This is a genomic window from Pseudomonas sp. Irchel s3b5 (genome assembly GCF_900187435.1).
GTDB lineage: Bacteria > Pseudomonadota > Gammaproteobacteria > Pseudomonadales > Pseudomonadaceae > Aquipseudomonas.
On record NZ_FYDY01000001.1, the window covers coordinates 413,231 to 433,791 of the forward strand.

Annotated in this window: 18 protein-coding genes and 1 pseudogene; 7 read left to right on the forward strand and 12 right to left on the reverse strand. The window is 57.0% G+C overall.

From position 1 onward, the window contains the following. Nucleotides 1-68 precede the first annotated feature (68 nt). Nucleotides 69-1,181 (reverse strand): annotated as a pseudogene (locus CKW15_RS01835) (c-type cytochrome); the annotation flags it as partial. A gap of 316 nt (nt 1,182-1,497) precedes the next feature. Between CKW15_RS01835 and CKW15_RS01840 the strand changes: the two are divergent. After that, nucleotides 1,498-1,836 carry a hypothetical protein gene (locus CKW15_RS01840; RefSeq protein ID WP_095056935.1) on the forward strand — a complete coding sequence of 113 codons (339 nt, stop codon included), beginning with the start codon at nt 1,498-1,500 and terminating at the stop codon, nt 1,834-1,836. A 358-nt stretch (nt 1,837-2,194) separates the two neighbouring features. After that, nucleotides 2,195-2,812 (forward strand): dTMP kinase, encoded by a 618-nt coding sequence (locus CKW15_RS01845; protein ID WP_095151416.1) that lies wholly within the window; start codon nt 2,195-2,197, stop codon nt 2,810-2,812. A gap of 47 nt (nt 2,813-2,859) precedes the next feature. On the opposite strand, the gene CKW15_RS01850 is transcribed toward CKW15_RS01845, so the two are convergent. The 6 genes from CKW15_RS01850 to CKW15_RS01875 all read right to left on the reverse strand — a co-directional run bounded on the left by CKW15_RS01850 (nt 2,860) and on the right by CKW15_RS01875 (nt 8,023). Further along, nucleotides 2,860-3,657, reverse strand: coding sequence for a lytic transglycosylase domain-containing protein (locus CKW15_RS01850; RefSeq protein WP_095151417.1), 798 nt, complete (start codon nt 3,655-3,657; stop codon nt 2,860-2,862). A gap of 390 nt (nt 3,658-4,047) precedes the next feature. Further along, nucleotides 4,048-4,767 carry an amino acid ABC transporter ATP-binding protein gene (locus CKW15_RS01855; protein ID WP_223530247.1) on the reverse strand — a complete coding sequence of 240 codons (720 nt, stop codon included), beginning with the start codon at nt 4,765-4,767 and terminating at the stop codon, nt 4,048-4,050. Between the two features lie 68 nt (nt 4,768-4,835). After that, nucleotides 4,836-5,798 carry an agmatinase gene (locus CKW15_RS01860; protein ID WP_095056803.1) on the reverse strand — a complete coding sequence of 321 codons (963 nt, stop codon included), beginning with the start codon at nt 5,796-5,798 and terminating at the stop codon, nt 4,836-4,838. A 25-nt stretch (nt 5,799-5,823) separates the two neighbouring features. Beyond that, nucleotides 5,824-6,486 carry an amino acid ABC transporter permease gene (locus tag CKW15_RS01865; protein ID WP_095056804.1) on the reverse strand — a complete coding sequence of 221 codons (663 nt, stop codon included), beginning with the start codon at nt 6,484-6,486 and terminating at the stop codon, nt 5,824-5,826. Continuing rightward, entirely contained in the window at nt 6,476-7,156 is a 681-nt protein-coding gene (locus tag CKW15_RS01870) for an amino acid ABC transporter permease (RefSeq protein ID WP_095151419.1), read from the reverse strand. The genes CKW15_RS01865 and CKW15_RS01870 overlap by 11 nt, the downstream gene beginning before the upstream one ends. Nucleotides 7,157-7,171: 15 nt before the next feature. After that, nucleotides 7,172-8,023, reverse strand: a complete 852-nt coding sequence (locus CKW15_RS01875; RefSeq protein WP_095151469.1) for a transporter substrate-binding domain-containing protein — start codon at nt 8,021-8,023, stop codon at nt 7,172-7,174. Nucleotides 8,024-8,127: 104 nt separating this feature from the next. Here CKW15_RS01875 and CKW15_RS01880 point away from each other — a divergent pair, with 104 nt between their 5' ends. From CKW15_RS01880 to CKW15_RS01895, 5 genes are all read left to right on the forward strand, one after another. Then, nucleotides 8,128-9,057 (forward strand): LysR family transcriptional regulator, encoded by a 930-nt coding sequence (locus tag CKW15_RS01880; RefSeq protein ID WP_218232046.1) that lies wholly within the window; start codon nt 8,128-8,130, stop codon nt 9,055-9,057. A 181-nt stretch (nt 9,058-9,238) separates the two neighbouring features. Continuing rightward, nucleotides 9,239-9,820 (forward strand): hypothetical protein, encoded by a 582-nt coding sequence (locus tag CKW15_RS01885; protein WP_095151420.1) that lies wholly within the window; start codon nt 9,239-9,241, stop codon nt 9,818-9,820. A 239-nt stretch (nt 9,821-10,059) separates the two neighbouring features. Further along, nucleotides 10,060-10,467, forward strand: coding sequence for a hypothetical protein (locus CKW15_RS27845; RefSeq protein ID WP_143498332.1), 408 nt, complete (start codon nt 10,060-10,062; stop codon nt 10,465-10,467). A gap of 154 nt (nt 10,468-10,621) precedes the next feature. Beyond that, nucleotides 10,622-11,509, forward strand: a complete 888-nt coding sequence (locus CKW15_RS01890; RefSeq protein WP_095151421.1) for a serine hydrolase — start codon at nt 10,622-10,624, stop codon at nt 11,507-11,509. A 204-nt stretch (nt 11,510-11,713) separates the two neighbouring features. Then, complete coding sequence (locus CKW15_RS01895; RefSeq protein ID WP_256583038.1) at nt 11,714-12,334, forward strand: DUF4157 domain-containing protein; 621 nt, start codon at nt 11,714-11,716, stop codon at nt 12,332-12,334. 6 nt (nt 12,335-12,340) lie between these two features. Here the strand turns inward: CKW15_RS01895 and CKW15_RS01900 are convergent, their stop codons facing one another. The 5 genes from CKW15_RS01900 to CKW15_RS01920 all read right to left on the reverse strand — a co-directional run bounded on the left by CKW15_RS01900 (nt 12,341) and on the right by CKW15_RS01920 (nt 20,432). Then, complete coding sequence (locus CKW15_RS01900; RefSeq protein WP_095056809.1) at nt 12,341-12,535, reverse strand: hypothetical protein; 195 nt, start codon at nt 12,533-12,535, stop codon at nt 12,341-12,343. 189 nt (nt 12,536-12,724) lie between these two features. Then, nucleotides 12,725-14,281, reverse strand: a complete 1,557-nt coding sequence (locus CKW15_RS01905) for a phospholipase D-like domain-containing protein (RefSeq protein ID WP_371856277.1) — start codon at nt 14,279-14,281, stop codon at nt 12,725-12,727. Nucleotides 14,282-14,420: 139 nt separating this feature from the next. Next, nucleotides 14,421-18,818: a response regulator gene (locus CKW15_RS01910; RefSeq protein WP_095151423.1), complete on the reverse strand. Its 4,398-nt coding sequence runs from the start codon at nt 18,816-18,818 to the stop codon at nt 14,421-14,423. A 57-nt stretch (nt 18,819-18,875) separates the two neighbouring features. Next, the gene (locus tag CKW15_RS01915) at nt 18,876-20,033 is read right to left on the reverse strand and encodes a two-component system response regulator (protein WP_095151424.1); all 1,158 of its coding nucleotides are present in this window, start codon (nt 20,031-20,033) and stop codon (nt 18,876-18,878) included. Between the two features lie 132 nt (nt 20,034-20,165). Next, a complete protein-coding gene (locus CKW15_RS01920) occupies nt 20,166-20,432 on the reverse strand; it encodes a hypothetical protein (protein WP_095056812.1) in 267 nt (88 codons plus the stop codon). Between the last annotated feature and the right edge of the window lie 129 nt (nt 20,433-20,561).

Genomic DNA, 20,561 nt, shown 5'->3' on the forward strand with positions numbered 1-20,561 from the left:
GCCTTGTTTGCGTCAGCGTCAGCATTCGCTTTGGATTTGATAAAAATTATTAGGGCTTTCAGCTCCTAGTCACTCGGAGCCGCCGCACCCAGTGACTTGATCAGGGCGATGACAGCACCCAGTTCATCGTCTTTGAGAGTATAGGCCACCATGACCGGCGGGTAGCCCTGTACCAGTCGGGCTTTCGGATCGAGAATCGACTCTTTCAGGTAGGCCTCGTCGACCACCGCACGGGTGCCATCGGCAAACTGTTCAGTGCGGCCGTACAGCCCTTTCCATCCCGGGCCGAGACTGGCACTGCCATCCTGGCTATGGCAGGCCTTGCAGCCGAGTTGTTCGGCTAGCTGGCGGCCTTTTTCCAGCACGCTGTCGCGACCGGGTTTGGCCGCTGTCGTCAATGTCTGCGCAAAAGTCGGTTGGCCTTTGAGCCATTGATCGAAGTCGCCCTGCTCTTCCACGATCATATGGCCGCGCATGTTGTAGTGACCTACGCCACAGTATTCAGCGCAAAGGACTTCGTATTTTCCGGTTTTAGTCGGCGTAAACCAAAAGTACGACACCATCCCTGGCACCATATCCATCTTGCTGCGAATTTGCGGCACATAGAAATCGTGCAGGACATCTTTAGCGCGCAGCAAGACTTTCACCGACCGATCAAGCGGAAGGCGAACTTCATTATTCATGACAAGCACATCGTCCTGCCCTGCAGGATCCTTGGGATCAAGGCCGAAGGGATTGGCGGAATCAATAAACCTGATATCCGATTTGCCCAGCTTTGCGTCCTGGCCGGGAAAGCGAAAAGCCCACTGCCACTGCTGGGCGACCACTTCAAGTTCGTAAGCTTCTTTCGGCACACGGATGAAATCGTTGTAGACAACCAGGCCTGGCGCCAACATCCCGGCAATGCCGACCGAAGTAATGATAATCAACCATAATTCCAGCTTTTTACTTTCTGGCTGGTAGGCCGCTCTGGCGCCCTCCTTGTGTCGATACCGCATCACCGCGACCGCCATGAATACCGTGATGGCAATGAAAAATATTCCGCTGATGATCAGGGTGATGAACAGGGTGGTGTCTATGGATCCCCAGTTGGAAGCGGCCGGCGTCGCTTGCCAAGGCGCTAGTAGATGGAATAGCACTGATGCAATAACGATTAGTATCAGGACAATTGCTATTGCCATTTGCTCTTCATCCTATTCCTGTTGTTCATTGGTTATGCATAAGCATCGCCACTGACCTACAAGCAGGGCTGACAAACACCACCCATCCGGGCGGTAAAGTCAGTAAGAAGTATAGAGCCCATCGGGTTGGGCCGTGGGGTTGGCAAGCGAGGCGCGGCGACCGGCTATACTGAAATTCTGATGACGGACAGCAGAGATCGGCCAGAAGCGGCGCAAAAAATAGAACCCTGCCCTTGTGCAGTCATCCAACATACGCGATGGCGTTGAGCAGGAACGATAACGACAGATTCCAGCAATCCACATGGGAGGTTTCGTCATGAGTGCCCTGACGATCGAAGGCTGGTGCAAAACCAGCGGCGCCCAAAAGTCCACCCCGATGGGGGAAGTCCATTTCTATGTCGACGGACCGCTGCATGTTCGTCTGGAGCAGGCCGAAGAGCGCTTGCAGAAGTCCCACGAGCCGGAAGCCATGGTCGATGTCGACATGGACTCGATGGATTTGATCATGCCCGAGGGATACGCACCCTTGTCCGACTGCCAGATGCGTGTCTATCTGCAACACGAACGCGGACAGTTCCACCTGGTTGGACACCGAGCGAGTGACGGCAGCTTGATCTACACCAACGCGGTGTTGATTGATCAACTGCTTGAGTAGCGGCTACGTGAATTTGGTACCGAACAAACATCAATATCGGGTACTGCTTTTGATTCACCGGTATTAGCCACTGTAGCGGGTCGACGGCAGTGTTTTCGCGCACTGCCGTCTTCTTGTAACGGTGGTGTCGCTGAGTCAGCACCGTCGTGACCAGTAGAATATCGGCCGCGCACCTCGCTGCAGCGCCAGATATTTGCCCTGAGTGGGGGGCCGAGCATCCCGGATTAGCCAGAAATCAGGTTAGAGTGTTCATCAATCTCTGTTCATAGCACCCTCCTCTCGATTCGCGTCATTGCGCCAAGCAATTCCAGCGGACGAACCGGGCAAAAAAAACCGTATATCAATCGTTGTTTGAAGAATGAATCGTCCGCTGTTTGTTTCTCTAGATGGGCCCAAGGGAACCGGCAAAACCACACTGCTGGAGGCCATTACGAAAGTACTGAGGGCAGACAACAAAAAGGTGATCCGCCTTTGCGAGCAAAAAAGCGATCCCGATAGGGGCGAAACAATGGCCCTCGTGAACAGGCTCGTCAGAAATCCCACCCGGGATCTGGAGTTGAGGGTTTGTGAGCGCTTTGCTGATAGCCGTACCTGGATTTCCCAGCACGTGCTGACTAAACAGCCACCAGGCAGCATCATCCTGATCGATCGCTGGTACCCGTCTGACGCCGCGTTTCGCCGAATAGTCCCGTTTGCAGAGATTCTCCAGTTGAACATTGATCGAAACGTGCGAGTGCCAGACCTGCATGTCGGGGTTGTCACCGCCCCTGATATTTCATGGGCCAGGGCAACGGCACGACGGCGTGGGCTGAGCAGTACCGTGATCCATAAGCTGGAAGAACATGTCGCTTGTACCAAAGCATTCGAGCGAGCGATTGCAGATCACGGCTGGGTTCTATGCCGTAATGAAGGAACGATCGAAGACGCAACGATGCAGGTGACTTCTGAGATCTATAGAGTCCTCGATGCCCGTTAGGCGAAGTTCGCTGCGCCGGCCTGTTCCGGGTTATGCGCCCTACGGTACTAGCGCTGGTTGCGATAGCGCTCGGTCAAGGACTGCACGAGGGTGACGTAGGATTGCGTCTCGGCGTAGGGAGGCACCCCGTTGTACTCGACCACGGACGCTTCGCCAGCGTTGTAGCCTGCCAACGCCAGCATCTGGTTGCCGTTGAAGCGCTTGAGCAGCCAGGCCAGGTAGCGCACGCCGCCACGAATGTTCTGTCGTGCGTCGAACGGATCGTCCACGGCAAAGCGCTGGGCGGTGGCGGGCATCAACTGCATCAACCCCTGGGCACCGGCCTCGGAAATGGCGTTAGGCCGAAACGCCGATTCGGCATGTATCACTGCGCGGACCAGCGCCCTGTCGACACCATAATGACCCGAAGCGGCTTCGATCTCCCGCCGATAGGATTGGGTGTCCAGGCGCAGTGAGGCAACCTTGAAATTCTTCGGCGCCATGCACAGATAGCAGCCCTTGATGACATATAGCTCAAGGGCATCGACCCGTGCGGAGATCCCGACGGGGCGCCGGCTGACATATTGACGAACACCCCTGTGGATGAAGGTGAACACCCGAATCCGCACCGCGCCTGAGTCGTCGTCCCGCACAAGCGGCAGGGCCATTGCCTTGGCACCGGCGCCCGTCATGCCATTCAGGCGAGTGCAGCGGGCGCTGGCGATGGCTTGGCTGGTGTAGCTGATAGCGCCGTCCCTGGTTTGGCACTTGAACATGGCGCTGGCGCACAGTGGAGTGACCAGCAAGGCCAGTTCGATGCAGCCAAGAAGGCTCTTGCGAGCCCATCGCCGTGCTCTGGAACTCATCACATCGCTCCGCGCCGAATGCGCCGATCGGGCCTGGGGCGCCTGGCCCGGGTGCTGCCTTTGCAGGGCTCATTCTGGGTGAACCGCCCTTTGTTCTGTTATACCCCTTGTAACCGGCCTTGGAACTTGCGTTGACGTACGGGCTGCCGGCGTGGCCGTTATTTGCCCTTCACGACAGGCGGAAACCGACCAGTAGCCGACCTTGCAAACCTCCATCTGAAGTGGATGGCCGCATTAAGGTCGTTTCACTGTCGGTCGCAGATCTTGTTACACGATGCGAAGCAAATCTGATACGAAATGCGTCAGTCAGCAGAGTGATCCATTATCGATTCCTGCTGACTGAGCTTTAATTGACTGACTCTGTGTTCAACGCTGAATACATTACTGGACTTAGTGCCCCAGTATTTTCGACAGGAAGAGTTTTGCCCGCTCCGAAGATGTCCCGTTAAAGAATGCTTCAGAGGATGTGTCATCAATGATCATCCCCTCTTCCATGAACACCACCCGATCTGCCACCCGTCGAGCAAAGCCCATCTCATGGGTGACCACCATCATCGTCATGCCGTCCTTGGCTAGCGACACCATTACGTCCAGCACCTCGTTGATCATCTCAGGATCCAGCGCCGAGGTTGGCTCATCGAAGAGCATGATGACCGGATCCATCGATAACGCCCGGGCGATGGCAACACGCTGCTGCTGACCTCCAGAGAGCTGTGCCGGATACTTGTGGGCATGCGCGCTGAGGCCCACACGTTCAAGCAATGCCAGACCTTTGGCTTTCGCATCGTTTGTCGGACGATGGAGCACCTTCGTTTGTGGCAACGTCAGGTTCTCGATGATCGACATATGGGGGAACAGCTCGAAATGCTGAAACACCATACCCACTTGCTGGCGCAACTTTGGCAGATCCGTTTTTGCACTGCCGATCGATTGCCCATTCACCAGGATTTCGCCTTTCTGAAAAGACTCAAGTCCGTTGACCGTCTTGATCAATGTCGACTTGCCTGAACCTGAAGGCCCGCACACCACTACAATTTCGCCTTTACTCACGTGCGTCGAGCAGTCTTTGAGGACTTGCAAATTTCCGTACCATTTATTGATTCCGCGCATTCTGATGCAGTGTGGCTGAACATCTGCAGAGAAGCGGGAAACCGATGCCACTGCGGCGTTAGTCTGAATCATTTGTCGAAGTACCCCGCGCGAATAGAGGCGCCGATCAGATTGACAATCAAGCGTCCCGCCGTCACGCAGGTGAGGTTGCTTGCGTTGTCTTTACCCGGCTGGATTTCAACGATATCCATACCGACTACCCGTCCTTTTTTCACCAATCCGTGAATGAGTTTGCGTGCCTGTAAAAAAGTCACGCCACCTGGGGCCGGACCATCTACAGCGGGCATGATGGTTGGATCGAGGCCGTCGGCATCAATGGTCAAGTAGTAGTTCCCACCATCGGGAATTCGCGAAAGTACTGCGTCCATGCCGATCTCATGCAGTTCATAGGCACTGATTAACTCCGCACCATACTCGCGCGCGACCTCAAGATCTTCGGGGCGTGCGCTACCTTGGGCGCGCAGTCCGATCTGGAAGATTTGGCCGACATGGGCCATTTCGGAGGCTCGACGTATTGGGCTGGACAACCCTTCCCGAATCCCGTTCACGTCGTCGCGCCAGTCAAGGTGCGCATCGATATGGATGATGGTGATCGGGTCGAGACTGTCGTAGGCCCGTAAAACCGGCGTAGTAATTCCGTGGTCACCGCCAAGGATGACGGGTAGCGCTCCGGCTTTGAGAAGCTGGCGTACGGCCTGCTCGGCACGCTCATAGTGCTCACCCGGTTTGGCGACATCTGGCAAGACATCACCACAATCGATGAATCGGATATCGCTACGGCCTTGCAGCAACGGGCCATCGATATCGAAATCATAATGCCGTGGATCACGCACCATACGGTCAGTGAGCTGACGTATTGCTAGTGGTGCATTGGTCTGGTCGTTGGTATATGAGCGCGGGCCGTAAGGCGAACCAAAAGGCATGCCAAGCACCGCAATATCCGCCTGTTGAAGGTTGTCCAGATCGGTCATCAGTTCTGAATAAAGCAGGGTCTGATGGCTGGTACGTGGGGCGACGGTCAGGTTCTTCATAAAAACTCCTAAATGATGGGATTTTCTAGCGATGCCGCCAGTGTCTTTCACGGGCTTCCAGTGCTTGGCCAAGCGCATCGAGGACAATGCTCGACAGCCAATAGAGCAATGCAGCGGTGCCTAACACTTCGAGATAGGCGAAGGTGTCAGCGGTCATCAGGTTGCTCTGATAGGTCAGCTCAGGAAGACTGGTTACCGAGAAGATCGCGGTGTCCTTGAACATCATGATGATCAGGCTGGTCGTAGGCGGGATCAGGTAGCCGAAGCTTTGCGGTACGACCACGTAGCGCTGAACCTGCCAGACGGAAAACCCCAGCGACCGCGCTGCACGCGCCTGGCCGGCAGGCACGCTCTTCAAGGCGGCACGCAGGATTTCACTGAAATATCCGGCCGTGTAGAACGCCGTGGCACCAATGGCGATCGCAAACGATGAGGCTTGCACTCCTAGCTGCGGCAGGCCGAAAAACAGCAGGTACACCACGATCAGGAATGGAACATTTCGGACAAGTTCGACATAACAACGGGCAAACAGCCTTGGCAACCAATGCTGGGCATCGGCCATGTAAGCGAACAAAGCACCGATCAACATCCCCAGCGGAATTCCTATGGCACTGACCGTCGCGGTGATTTTCAGCCCCTGCAGCAACGCCGGGATTGCGTGGCTGATCACTTCAATATCAATGGGCATTTGGCATTACCTTGGCAATGCGGCGCTCGATGAGTCGCGAGATCGACGAAGCGCACAGCAGAATAAGGAAGTAAACGATCGCTGTTGCACTGAACACTTGCAGTGGCAGATCGCTTTGCAGCGTCGCGTTACGAGCCACGGTCGCAAGCTCACTGACAGCGATGACCGACAGCAGCGATGAGGCTTTGAGCAGTACGGTGTACTCGTTGGTCAGCGGCGGAATGGAACGATGGAACATCTGCGGCAACAGCACGTAACGCCACTTTTGATGAGCGCGCATTCCCAGTGCCTGGGCTGCAGCCACCTGACCTCCAGGAATCGAAGTCAAAGCGCCTCGCAGGATTTCACTGATGTAAGCCGCCGTGTTCAAAGACAGGGCGAGGATCCCCGCTTCGAGTGGTGTCAGCTCAATACCGATCAGGCTCGGCAAAACGAAATACGCGATAAGCAACTGGATCAACAACGGTGTGCCGCGGATGGCACTGACGTAGACCATCACTGCGTATCGGAAAATTGGTCCTGCTGCGACTCTAAGGAGAAGTAAAAGGACGCCGAGCCCGAGCCCTATCAGAAAAGCCAGGCTACTTGCGATAAGTGTTGTCGCTGCTCCTTGTAGTAGCCCATCGAAAAAGGGTCCCAGCGCGGTGTGTGTACTCAACCAGCTCGTCATTACCTGACCCTCCCTTTAGAGGGCCGCTTCAGGCAGATACCCTGAAGTCGGTAATGTCATCGTTTCGCCGAACCATTTTTTTTGCAGTTCCGCCAACTTGCCCGTCGCACGCATATCATCAAGGGTTTCGTTGATAAAGGTGCGTACTTCAGGATTTTTAGCATTGACTACCCAAGCCAACAGCTTGGCATCGCCGACTTCGCCAACCGTCTTATAAACGTCTGGCTGGCGACGCATTTGCACAGCCAATACGTTGCTGGGTAGAACACCCACATCGATCGAGCCATTGGCAATCGCCAAGCCGACATCGGGATAGCCCTGGAACAGTTTGAGGTCAGCGTAGCCCTGCCCTTTGCCGGCCTTGAGTGCTCGCTCGTATTCCTGCAGTGCTTGTTGGGCTGAAGAACCCATCTGGGTTCCCACCACTTTGCCTGCTACATCCTCGGGCTTGCTGATAGTGGTGTTGTCCGCCTTGACGACGAACAATGAGCGGACAATACCGATGGGCTGACTGAATGCGAACCGTTTGGCACGCTCCGGTGTGATCCCGACGGAAGTGGCCACGAAATCAAATTTGTTGCTCATCAATCCGGGAAGCAAACCGTTGAACGGCAAGTTCAACTGCTCCAGCTCGACGCCGAGTTTGGCGGCCATCAGTTCCAGAATATCGTGGCCGTAACCCACCACCTTGCCGTTTTCAACGAACTCATAAGGTTCGTAAGCGGCTTCGGTGCCCACTGTCAGCTTGCCACGCTGCTTGATGTCGGCCAGCGTACCTGCCTGGGCTAATGCGAAGCTTGATGTGCAGATAACCAGCGAGGTCAAGAGCACGGTTTTGACGATGCTTCGGCGACTGAGTGTTGTCATGATGCGGTCCCCCATTTCTTGGAGTGTTGTATTTGTGAAGGTTGCTGGAACCAAATTAGCCAGCGCGAAAGCACAAGTAAAATCACTTTATTGGCAATATGGTCTTGGAATCTGATACCTTTTTTCCCATGAACCGATTCGACCTGACCGAGCGTGACTTACGTTCTCTGCGTATTTTCTGTGCTGCCGCTGAAGCCGGTGGATTTGCTGCGGCTGAACGCCGGCTAAATATGACCAAAGCCTCCATCAGCAGGCATATCAAGGAGGTAGAGGAGCGCTTGGGTGTGCGCCTCTGCGAGCGAGGTCCGGCAGGTTTCAAGCTGAGCGCGGCAGGGAGGGTGGCGCTGGAGTTGACGACTAATGCCCTCAACTCTCTTGAACGAATCAAGCCTGAAATTGATGCGGTACGTGCTGTGATATCCGGCACCGTCTCGATTGGTACTGTCGAGCACATGCTCGCCGATCCGAATTGCCGACTGACCGAAGCGCTGAAAGAACTGAGACGACGGGCACCTAATGTTCAGGCAGAAGTCGCCGTGATGACCTTTGCCAATTTGAACCAGGCACTGCGCGAACGCCGGGTGCAGGTGGCCATTCGTGGGATGTACAGAAAAGAGCGAGTCTTTCATTACCAAAAGCTGTTCGTCGAAGAGCACCGCGTGTATGTGGCGAATCAAGCGCGGAGCGAGAAACAGCTTCGCCCTCAATTGGTTTATCGACCGCATCCCTTCGTCGAAGAAACGCTGGCTGCGCATGGTTTTGAACGTGGGCCCGAAGCCGCAGGACTGGAAGCGATCGCGATGCTTGTTGAAGGTGGAGGCTATGCCGGGCTGCTACCGGAGCATTATGTCGAACTCATTGCCCCGCGCTTCGACTTGCGGGAGTTACCGGACAGCCCCGTGTTCCATAACACCATCTGCGCAATAACCGAGGCTTCTCGCCCTCTGTCACGAAGCGCAGAGCTTTTTCTAGAGATCCTTGAAGAATTGCATGCAAGCGACTCCTCCATCTCGAATCGATATGGAGCCAGATAGAAAACGAATGGTTCAGTCAGTCGAGTTGTCACCCTTCGCGAAGAAGGTAGTGAACAGGTCAGTCAAGAATTCACCATGAGCCAGATCCTGCGGCGATCTTGGGCCTGATATTTCAAGTGTTGCTCCACGATTTTTTGCCCTTGCTATGCTCACAGCATCTGTTTCTACAGAGGCGAGCAGCATGGCCGCACAAGGCAAGCATGTCCCATTCACATTCAAGGCTATGGCTAGCTCGGCGGGTGGGTTCCTTATCGTTTGGGTTGCCATGAAGCTGCTCGACACCTGGTTCGACCTGACGTTGTTAGCCGAGACCAAGGGCTGGCTGCTACGTTTTCGGGATTGGCTTTTGCTGGAAACGCCAATGCCGAATTGGTCTGCGCTGATGCTTGTCGCGATTTTAATCAGCACGCTGTCTGTCGCGCTTTACTACGCCCGCTTCACTGACGGCGCTAACGGCGAGTTACATGAGATAGAACGAAAAGTTTACAAAATGAACAACCCTCAGTTTCCGCAATTGACGGATAACCAAACGCTACTGATGGAGGCGTTGGCCTACCATGCAAACTTCAGAAAAGTTGCAAATTTAGACTCGGTTTGCAAACTTGTTTCGCTCAGTACGTTAGAAGTTGAAACCGGTTTAAATCAACTTCAGGTTAAACGTCTAGTCAGGCGAAAAGTGACACGAGGGACGTTCGGCTCCACCGTCTTTGAACTTACCCTGGAGGGTAAGGATTATGCATTAGAGCGACTTGAGCTAACGTAATATCGACACATGGGTCGTGACCCAGGCTGCTTTTTTGAGTGGCATTGTTCACCCTATGGGCGACATGATTCGCCCGAACGTTCGGTGAGTCAGCCTATCTCTCGAGAAAAACCACAGGACGAGCCATCTACGACCACTGGTCGCATTCGCCGATCACAGGTAGCAAAAAATCAGAAACCCGCTATTACGTTAATAATTGCAATTTCATTCATTGCACATCGTCACAGGAACGCCCCAGGATGCGAAACGCACTCAAGCATTCGAGACTCCGTTTTGGCTTTTTACTTTCTGTTATCTCAATAGGGCTGATCGCTTGCAGCAGCAACGATAATATTAATACACCCAATAAAGAAATGACTCGACCACCTATCGATGATAGCGAGACTTCCTCTGTGCGTGTCACGACCAGCTGGATACGACACTCGCTTAGCCAGACTGACTGCCTGAAACACGCCCGAGCGGCACTTACAAAAGCGAGATACTTTGTTGATGCAGGAGAAAGATCAGTCTTTGGATTTCGTGAAGGCATGACTTTTTCGATCCGCTGCGACTACGAAGGCGTTGCTTTTTTAGCAGTGGCTTATCGCCAAAGGCCCAGTACTCAAATCCAGGATCGGATCTTGAATGAAATAACCAGGTTATTTTAAGGACTAAGGACAGAGGTAAAGGGGCTCGTCCACAGCAAGATCGAATGCAGGTCTGGACGGTACAAATGGCTCTATTTGACTTTGCCGCCTCAAGGATGAGGGCGAATGAGATACCGTGTTGAGCTGTCGATCTGTTCAACACCCAGGGAAATCAATGCTGAGCTCACTTGTATCGAATGGCCAGTCACTCACGCCGGCCCCATCAGAACGCTCGGTCCCATGGTGGAGCTTTACCAAAACAGTCCTGGCCGTGACGGCACTGTCTCTGGTGCGTGATGGGCTGGTGGGACTGGACGATCCGATCCTCGATCAACCTTTCACGTTGCGCCAGTTACTGCGGCATGAGGCCGGTCTCGCCGATTATGGCGAACTGGCGGAGTATCACACTGCCGTTGCGAACAATGAGCCAGCCTGGTCGGCAGATGAAATGATGCAGCGCCTTGAGGGTGCTCGACTTCGATACAGTCCCGGAACCGCTTGGCACTACTCGAATGTCGGTTACTGGCTGATTGGAAAACTGATCGAACGGGTGACTGATCTTGCGCTTGAAGAGGCCGTGAGTCGACGTGCACTAACGCCCTTAGGCTTGTCGAGCGTTCGCTTCGCTAAAACGCGAGCAGATTTAGCAGAAGCCTCTCCTGGAAACCCACCGAATTATGACCCCGCCTGGGTCTATCACGGCCTGCTGATCGGTCCTCTTTCACAAGCGGCGCTATTGCTGGATCGACTGCTCACCGGACACCTTCTCCCCACGGACTTGCTCCAGGCAATGCAGACCGCACGAACATTGGGCGGTCCGATTCCCGGACGTCCATGGGTTACACCGGGATATGGCCTTGGTGTAATGCAGGGCACAACTGAAGGCGGCTTGATCCTGTGCGGACACACAGGCTGCGGGCCTGGAAGTGTCATTGCTGTTTACCGCATCAGCGACGGCGACCCCTCGGCTTGTTGCGCAGCGTTTGGGACAAATGTCAGTGAAGGCGCCGTCGAAGCACACGTCGTCGACCAATTGAAACAAGCCTTGCGGAACTACGTTTGAGGCGTCCGCGCCCTCTTCGACTCCGCTCCCTTGATTCTCTCGACGTCAGTTTTTTGGGCCGATTGCCGTCCTTCGTGAAAGGGTTGAAAAAGATATGGCCTCCAAGGAATCGAACCGTCGCCCAGCGGTCCAACGCGGGTCTGGACAACGGCGCCACGCGCCCGAATGATCACCTGCCGACCGTCATTGCCCTTGGAGAGCCTTTTGTCAGCTGTCTTTTCGCGCCAATTTTTCCGGTGGGCGTTACTGCTCTTTTGCGGTGGCGCCACGTCGTCTGCACTCGCCTGCCCGACCGGGCAGTATCAAGTCTGCGTGGTCGCCTGCTTTTGTGCGCCAGGTTCCGAAGAGGACTTTGGGACGATCTTCAAAGACATGAACCAATTGGCGGCCTCGGGATTGGAGAACTGGATCGTGATGTCGCGCAACAACGCGGCAACGGGCGATGTTCTACCCATCCCGCTGAACATCCGGGCCCAACTCGAACCCTACTACGACATTCAAGTGCTCGACTCGGCTCGCTACAAGGTCGGTGATGAAACGGAGCTGAACGCTGCCAACACCCTGCTGCAGAATCCCGATATCAATGCCGTCACCCTGGTAGACATCATCGTCTTTCGCGACACTGAAGATGCACTCAACAATGTCGCGCTCTGGGCACATGAGTTGAAGCACGTGCAGCAATACCAGCAATGGGGCGTTCGCGAGTTTGCCACTCGCTACACCCGTGATTACTCAGCCGTCGAGGCGCCCGCCTACGAGATTCAAACCCAGGTGGGCAAAGCCTCGAGAGCCGCCGTCGAGCCGCAGACACCTCGAACACCATGAGTTCTGTCAGTGATCGTCAGAACCACCGAAGCGTAAATCAAAGGCTATGTAATCCGACTGGAAAATATCCTGATCGGGTTTGAAATGCGCTTTGTGCTGTTGCCTGCTCCCGTTGCACGGGCCGTCATCCTGGATGGCATCGAAGGCACTTACACCGGTCAGCTCGGCGTTAAGATCGCCTTTAAGTCGCTCTGCACTCATATTGTTATTTTCCTTACGACTGAAGGTCATTCGGCCGGGCAGCGCACGGCCGATCGAAGATCGAAATGGGGGATTGCCACGCAGTTCGTAGGGAGGAGTTTATCGACGCGCAGCATGTCAACCTTTCTATCGGCGACAACGCGTTAGCATTTCATGACAATTTGTTTCCGCTGATCCGGTCCGCACCGATCAGAGCATTTTCTCCAGACCGATTTTGTCGCTGAGCCAGGCTTTGAAACTGCGCCATGTTCCGCCGGGTTCCTCGTACAAGGTATGCAGTTGATCGTCGTCCTCCGTGACCCAGACGATTTCGCCTTTTTCCAGTCGGGCCTGATAACTCATCGCAGGCGCCATGCCCTCAAGCGCCAGCTCGCGCACGTAGCCGGCCAACTCGGCGCTGTCGACCAGCACCCCAACTTCGGTGTTCCAAAACACAGAACGCGGGTCGAAATTGAACGAGCCGATGAACACTTTTTGCAGGTCCATAATCATGGCCTTGGTGTGCAGGCTAGAGTCCGAGCCACCACTGAAGCCAAACGATGAAGCGCGACCGGGGTCGTCCGGCTGGCGCCGCAGCTCATAGAGCTTCACGCCGTGTTCGAGCAGGGTCTTGCGGTAAGGCGCATAGCCGCCATGCACCGCTGGCACGTCGGTAGCTTCCAGCGAGTTGGTCAACAGGCGTACCTCCACACCGGCATCGGCACGACCGAGCAAATAGTGCATGCCCGGCTGCTGCGGGACGAAATACGCCGAGATCATGATCAGTTCTTTATCGACGCTATCTAGCTCAGGCCGCAGTTGCGTGGCCATCAATAGCGAGCGGGCCGGCTCGTCGTCGGCCAGTACCTTGCTCGGGGCGTCCCACATTGCCTTGCCGTGGGCCCAGATCAGTTGCTTGCGCCAGGTGGCGAGTTGCGGCTTGGACCGGTAGGTCATGAGATGGTCGTACAAAGCCTTGTTCTCGGTACGCGAAGTCAGGAGCGATTGATCCAGACGCTGGCGGCTCTTGGCCAGGTCTTCGGCGGTTGGCTTGTTGATCAGGAAGTCGCTGATCGGCTGGCTCAGGGTGCTGTTCCAGTACTGATCAAAGCTCACGCCCAACTGCCCGGCAACCGGGCCGATGCACAGCAGGTCCATGTCGGTGAAGTTTAGGTCGGGCTTGGCGTCAAAATACTCATCGCCCAGGTTACGACCGCCGACGATGGCGACACTGTTGTCGGCCAGCCACAGTTTGTTGTGCATGCGCCGGTGCTGTTGGGAAAGATCGAGCAGACGGCCCATGGCTCGGGTCACCATGGTGCTGCGTCCCAGATGCAACGGGTTGAACACACGGATATGGATGTTCGGGTGCACGGACAATGTAGCGATGACTTCTTCCTGGCCGTCACTGGCGGTGTCATCGAGCAGGATGCGTACGCGTACACCGCGATCGGCGGCCAGCAGCATTTCACGCACCAGTGCCCGGGTGCTGAGACCGTTGTGCACGATGTAGTACTGCAGATCGACGCTTTTTTGCGCATTGCGGATCAACTCGGCGCGCGCCCGGAACGCTTCACTGCTGTTGGGCAGCAAGCGAAATCCGGAGCGCCCTTCCTGCGGTGCGGCTTGCGCCTGGATCGAGCGCCCGAAAGCCGATTCGCTGGCAGGCATCACCGAGCTGTAGTCATGGGGCAAACGCGTGGGGGTGGCACAGCCAGCGAGCACCAGTGCGACCAACACGGCGGGAATGAACCGGAAGATGGGCAAAGGCTCGTCCTCGCTGGATGTGTTCTGACCTCAGGAACCCGCCTATGGTTACGACCCCACGGCAATCTGCACGCCTGATTTCAGTAAAGCCCGGTTCAGCCAGCGTGTCGAAGTTTCCGACCATTCCCCCCAGAATGGATCAAGACAGGTTTTCGAGTAACTCCAGTGCCTGATCGAAATCGAAGCTCTCCGCTTGCTGAACAACCCGGTGCAACTGCTCGACGACCCGAGGGCCTGACGCCAGACCCTGCAGTTCGTGCAGGGCGGTCAGCGCCAGGGTGTCGCTCTCGGCCAGCAGATGCCGGACGTGGGCCAATTGCGCCTGCCATTCGCTGTTGAAGGGTGCGGTGACGGCGTCTATGGGCGCTGTCGGTTCGGTCAGCACCGATAATCCTTCCAGCACGATGGCCAGGCAGCGTTCGACCTCCACCAGCGAATCTGTCAGGTCCTGCCCTGCGCCACCGTTCAGGCACGCCTGTTCCAGGACGCCGGCGTCGTTCGCCAGTTCAATCGCACCGATGTTACCGGCCGTCCCGCGCAAGGTGTGGGCCAATCGGATTGCCACCTTCGGATCGCTGTCAGCTCGGGCCGCCAGGAACTCGGCGCTAAAAGACTGCTGGCTGGCGCAAAACTTGCGCAGCAGGCGCAAGTAGAGCTCAACCTTGCCCATACACGTGCTCAGGCCTGCACTCAAATCAATACCGGGAAGGCTGGCCGGCAGCACGTCTGTAGACTCCGTCGTCAGCGGCGAAATGACGGCAACAGGAGCGCCGCGACCCGCTCCCGGATGTATCCACCGGGCCAACGTGGCGAACATGTCTTCGACGTTCAAGGGTTTGGAGATGTGATCGTTCATGCCGCAGGCAAGCGCCCGTTCGCGGTCCCCCGCCATGGCGTCGGCGGTCATGGCGATCACCGGCAGATTCGCCCAACGAGGCTGCTCGCGTATTTTGCGGGTCGCGGTGTACCCGTCCATCACCGGCATCTGGCAGTCCATCAACACACCATCGAAGTCCGAGTCCCGCTCCAACTGGTCGAGCGCTTCCTTGCCATGATTGGCCAGCAACAACTCGATACCGGCGCTCTCCAGCAGTTCACACGCCAGTTCGCGGTTCAGCTCATTGTCTTCCACCAGCAACAGTCGCGCGCCACGCAGGCTGGCCATGGCGCTGGTGCTCTGGTCGGTGCGCTTGTTGGCCCGGGTGTCGACGTGGGGGATTTTTCCCAGCACGGTGCCCAGCGCCTCCAGCAACGTCGACGGCGTCACCGGTTTCGTCAGTACCACCGGCAATTGAATGCCGTGCCGGCTGGCTTCTTCGCGAGCCTCTTCGCGACCAAAAGCAGTGACCATGATCACTGACGGCGTTTTCACCAGTTTGGCGGCCTGCATCTGCCGCACCGTCTCCACGCCATCCATGCCGGGCATGCGCCAATCCATCAGCACCAGGTCATAGGGCAGCCCCTTGGTTTCGGCTTCCACCAACATGGCCAGTGCGGCTCGACCACTTTGCGCGACGTCCACTTCGACACCAAAACCGCGCGCCATGGTGGACAGAATCTCGCGCGCCGTGGCGTTGTCGTCGACAACCAGCACACGGCTACCCACCAACTCGTCGGCGGTCAACATGCGGCGTAGATAGGCGTCGCGCTGCACGCCCACGCTTACCTCGAAATGAAAAGTGGACCCTATGCCCGGCTCGCTCTCCACCCAGATGGTCCCGCCCATCAGCTCCACCAGATGCTTGGAGATGGCCAGGCCCAACCCGGTGCCGCCGTATTTACGCGTGGTGGAACTGTCGGCCTGGCTGAACGGTTGAAACATGCGCGAGCATTGCTCGGCGCTCATGCCGATCCCGCTGTCGCGCATCCAGAAATGCAGTTGCGCCTGCTCACCTTCGGCGCTTCGCAGTTCTGCACCGAGAACAATCTCGCCCTGCTCGGTGAACTTCGTCGCATTGTTGCCCAGGTTGATCAGCACCTGGCCCAGGCGCAACGGATCGCCGACTAACGCAGTCGGCAGTTCAGGTGCCGTGTTGAACAGCAATTCCAGACCTTTGTCCTCGGCTTTCAGGCCAATCATGCTGGCGAAGCCGTCGAGCACGTCCTCGAGATGGAAGGGAATGTGTTCGAGGTTCATCTTGCCGGCCTCGATTCTGGAGAAGTCGAGGATATCGTTGATGATGCCCAGCAGGCTTTCGGCCGAGCGATGGACCTTCTCGATGTAGTTACGCTGCCGGTGGTCGAGTTCGGTTCGCAACGCCAGGTGGCTCATGCCGATGATGGCATTCATCGGAGTGCGGATTTCGTGGCTCATGGTGGCCAGGAAGTCGCTTTTGGCCCGGGTCGCCTCCTCCGCGGCCTCGCGTGCGCGCTGCACCTCGGCCTCGGCGGTCTTGCGATCGGTGATGTCAAAGTACCAATTGGCATCCATGCCCCGCTCTCCCAGTGTCATCGAGACAGCCGACACCAGTACGTCAAAGCGTTCACCACCGGCGCGCTGCATCGTGGTCTCGAAATTCAGCACCTGACCTTGCGAGGCCGCAGCGAGAAAGCGCTGGCGTGCCTGCGGGTCGACCCAGAACTGCGCCGGATCCGTCCCCTCCAGTTCCGCCAGACGGGTTCCGAACAAACTGTTGAACTGCGGATTGCAGTAGCTCGGACGCCCATCGAAGTCTCTGATCACCATGGCCACCGGGCTGCTGTCGAGCACAGCGCGCAACTGGGACTCACTGGCTTTGAGCGCCGCTTGCAACTGACGGCGCTCACTGACATCGCGCACCGAAGCGCACACGCAGGTTTCACCCCCGTCCAGACTCGGCAGGTGCGACAGGCTGATCTCGGCCGAAAAGTGGCTACCGTCCTTGCGCACGCCTTGCAGGTCATCCAGATAGCTTCCCATCTGTCGAGTGTCGCCGTGGGCCACGAACTCCTTGCGCAGACCCACGTGGTGCTCTCGACTGGCGACGGGCACCAGACGTTCGATTTTCTCGCCAATCAACTCACCGGCCGCGTAACCGAACAGTTGATCCAGTTGGCGATTGGTTCGCAGGATCTTTCCGTCGGCATCCACCACCAGCATGCCGTCCGGGGCCGCTTCGATGATCCCGCGATACCAGGCCTCGGTCGCACGCAAGGCCGACTGCTGGGTTTCGAGCGCCTTGGCCTGTTCTTCCAGTTGCAGCGCCTGTTCCGCCATTTCATTGGCCTGGCGACGGGTTTCTGCCAACAGCGTCTTGACCGCCTGGTTACGCTCCAGAATCGCCATCGCGGCAGCCAGGCGTGGCGTGGCCTCATGCAACAGCTGTAATTCGCGCTCGCCCAACGGCTCCAGACCGGCCAGTTCGAGTACGCCCAGCAGCCGCTCGCCGCGCACGATGGGTTGCAGCAGCAAACAACTCGCTGTCATCTCGCCAAGCGGCGAGTGCAAACGCCATTGATGCTCCGGCAGCGCCTGAAACTGACGTGGCTGACGATCCACCGCGCACTGCCCCAACAGACCATCGCCGAACAGGACTTGTGCCTCAGGCGGTCGCTCGGCATCGGTCGCATAACGGCCCATCAGCGACAGCGTGCCGGCGTCCTCGTTCGCGCTGTAAAGCACCCCTTGGCAGATTCCCTGCAAGCCGGCCATGCACTGCAGAAACACCTGCGCCAACTCGGCGGGCGTTTCAGCCTGTTGCAGATCAACCTGCAACTGGGCGGTATGCGACTTGATCCAGCGCTGGTGCTCCAGCTGTTGGGACTCGCTCTGCAGTTTGGCGATGGCCCGTGCCAGGTCGCCCGTTTCGTTATTCATGTCGGTGTGAGGGATCGGCTGATCCAGCTGCCCGGCGGCCAATTGGTCCACGGCCACCCGCACCCGGTTGAGCGGATTGCGTATCGATTGGCTGACCAGCCAGGCCAGCAGCAGCGCCAGCGACAGGCCTCCGAACAACAATATGTAGGTCAGCAGGGTGCTGCGTTCGGCATAGTCGGCAATGTCCTTGGCCGTGTCGCGAATCGAGGCTTCCTTGATCTGGGCGATCGCGTACAAAAGGGTGTCGGCCTGCTGAGCCAGTTGCTGGAACTCACTGCTATTGAGCAGCACCAACGCCTGACTCTGCTGGCCCTGATCGATCAATTGAAAGGCGTGATCGCCTTGGCGCTGCAACTGTTGCAGCAACAGGTCGAACTCGGCGAGACGTGCCAGATTCTCCGCACGCCGCAGGGTCACTTTGGCCTGGGCCAGCGCGAGCTGCAGCCGATTCTGGATGTCACGCAACTGCTGCAGGGATTCGACGCGGATCGATGCGCTGTCGGTGCCTACCGCACGCTGCAGTGCTTGCATCATATGGGGCAGTTGAACCCGCGCTTCATGCAAGTACTCCATGCCCACCAGTTCCTGCAGGTAGAGTTTCTGCATGTCCTGCTCCAGCGAATGCTGGGTCCGCAGGCTTTGTACACCGAGCACCAGCACCAACAGCAGTAGCGCGGAAAACCCCAGAATCAGTTTGTGCAGAAGCGCAAGGCGCTCAAGCAGGGTGCGCAATCCGGCCATGGCCTGTCCTCGTGATCCTGATAAAAATACGGGTGAAGGGAGTGGAAAGTACCGGGTTCAAGGCGTCTGGCCGCTACGTTCCAGGGCGGCCTGTTTGGCTGCCATGTCCTGATTGGAGTCGGCGAAACGCTCGGCAATGGCCTGGAACTGTTCAACGCAGGCCAGGAAAGCGTCGCAGATGTCCGGATCAAAGTGGCTGCCTCGCCCCTGCCGAATAATCTCGACGGCCTGCTCGTGGGGCATTCCGGATTTATAGACCCGACGGCTGATCAGCGCGTCATAGACATCGGCCACCGCCATCAACCGGGCGCTGATGGGAATATCGTCAGCCGCCAGCCCCTGCGGGTACCCGCTGCCGTCCCATTTCTCCTGGTGACTGTAGGCAATCTCCTTGGCCAGAACGAGGAAGTCGACGCGAATGCCGAGCGCATCCTCGGCATGCTGGATGGCGTCACGCCCCAACGTTGTATGAGTCTTCATGATCTCGAACTCTTCCTCGGTGAAGCGTCCCGGCTTGAGGAGGATATGGTCGGGAATGCCGATCTTGCCGATGTCGTGCAGCGGCGCCGACTTGAAGAGCAGCTCGATGGTCTCCTCGCTGAGGAAGGGACTGAAACGCGGATGATCGCGCAGATGCTCGGCCAGCACCTTGATGTAATGCTGAGTCCGGCGGATATGGTTGCCGGTTTCGTTATCGCGCGTCTCGGCCAGTGAAGCCATGGCCTGGATCGCCACGTCCTGGATCGCAGTCACTTCACGGGTCCGGCGCTCGACTTCTTTTTCCAGATAGTCGTTGTGATCGCGCAGGAAGTCCTTCGCCGCCTTGAGTTTGAGTTGGGTATCCACCCGCGCCAGAACCAGCGCCGGTCTGATGGGTTTGGTGATGTAGTCGACGGCTCCGAGCTCCAGGCCATGGATCTCATCTTCGGTTCCGGCCATGGCCGTCAGAAAGATGATCGGAATATCACAGGTGCGCGGGTCGCGCTTGAGCCGCTCTGCCACTTCATGGCCGGACATTCCGGGCATCATGATGTCGAGCAGGATCAGGTCCGGTAGCGTATCGCCTTGCAATATCCGCAAAGCCTTTTCGCCACTATTGGCGGCCTTGACCCGGTATTTATCCTTGAGCAGATCGGTCATCAGCATCAGGTTATCGGGCGTGTCATCGACCACCAGGAGGGTAGGCGCACTGTAACGACTCTGTTCGACACTCATGGCCGGCGGCTCCCTGTCAGATATCGGCATCCCAAGGCGACATTTTCACCCCGGCGAAACAGAGTTTAGCTGCCATACTTGCGTATCGCCTACCCGCGTAGCACATGATTCAGGGAATCAATCGCTTGACGATCAGTATTTGATGTCCCGCGCTGTGCGACGTGTGTCCTGCTTGGTGCTGCGCTTTTCCTGACGACAATCGGCGTTGGTCTTGTCACTGCTCTTTCTGCAATCATCCTTGGTTTGTCGTGCCGTAGAGCGCCCGTCCTGACGGGTATCCCGTGCTTCACGCCGTTGCTCACCCTGCTCGGTCGCGTACGCCGGCAGTGACACCGACTGCACACCCGCGGCGACCAGGAACAGCGCCGCCAGAGTTTTCAAACATTGCTTGCGAATCATGATTCTTTCTCCAATTCGAAATCGCCCGGTTGCGTCTCAGGCCCACCGAGGATGTTCAGGGAAATGTGTCTGACGTTACCCACAAAATTGCTTCGTGGCACATGAGATCTGACGATAGGACCCCAAAGG

Excerpts from the sequence above, each read along its gene's own strand:
- CKW15_RS01860 (WP_095056803.1), bottom strand. The coding sequence starts at position 5,798 with ATGAAGAACCTGACCGTCGCCCCACGTACCAGCCATCAGACCCTGCTT.
- CKW15_RS01855 (WP_223530247.1), bottom strand. The coding sequence starts at position 4,767 with ATGCGCGGAATCAATAAATGGTACGGAAATTTGCAAGTCCTCAAAGAC.
- CKW15_RS01875 (WP_095151469.1), bottom strand. The coding sequence starts at position 8,023 with ATGACAACACTCAGTCGCCGAAGCATCGTCAAAACCGTGCTCTTGACC.
- CKW15_RS27845 (WP_143498332.1), top strand. The coding sequence starts at position 10,060 with ATGCGAAACGCACTCAAGCATTCGAGACTCCGTTTTGGCTTTTTACTT.
- CKW15_RS01870 (WP_095151419.1), bottom strand. The coding sequence starts at position 7,156 with ATGACGAGCTGGTTGAGTACACACACCGCGCTGGGACCCTTTTTCGAT.
- CKW15_RS01910 (WP_095151423.1), bottom strand. The coding sequence starts at position 18,818 with ATGGCCGGATTGCGCACCCTGCTTGAGCGCCTTGCGCTTCTGCACAAA.
- CKW15_RS01915 (WP_095151424.1), bottom strand. The coding sequence starts at position 20,033 with ATGAGTGTCGAACAGAGTCGTTACAGTGCGCCTACCCTCCTGGTGGTC.
- CKW15_RS01845 (WP_095151416.1), top strand. The coding sequence starts at position 2,195 with ATGAATCGTCCGCTGTTTGTTTCTCTAGATGGGCCCAAGGGAACCGGC.
- CKW15_RS01865 (WP_095056804.1), bottom strand. The coding sequence starts at position 6,486 with ATGCCCATTGATATTGAAGTGATCAGCCACGCAATCCCGGCGTTGCTG.
- CKW15_RS01885 (WP_095151420.1), top strand. The coding sequence starts at position 9,239 with ATGGCCGCACAAGGCAAGCATGTCCCATTCACATTCAAGGCTATGGCT.
- CKW15_RS01890 (WP_095151421.1), top strand. The coding sequence starts at position 10,622 with ATGCTGAGCTCACTTGTATCGAATGGCCAGTCACTCACGCCGGCCCCA.
- CKW15_RS01900 (WP_095056809.1), bottom strand. The coding sequence starts at position 12,535 with ATGAGTGCAGAGCGACTTAAAGGCGATCTTAACGCCGAGCTGACCGGT.
- CKW15_RS01850 (WP_095151417.1), bottom strand. The coding sequence starts at position 3,657 with ATGAGTTCCAGAGCACGGCGATGGGCTCGCAAGAGCCTTCTTGGCTGC.
- CKW15_RS01840 (WP_095056935.1), top strand. The coding sequence starts at position 1,498 with ATGAGTGCCCTGACGATCGAAGGCTGGTGCAAAACCAGCGGCGCCCAA.
- CKW15_RS01920 (WP_095056812.1), bottom strand. The coding sequence starts at position 20,432 with ATGATTCGCAAGCAATGTTTGAAAACTCTGGCGGCGCTGTTCCTGGTC.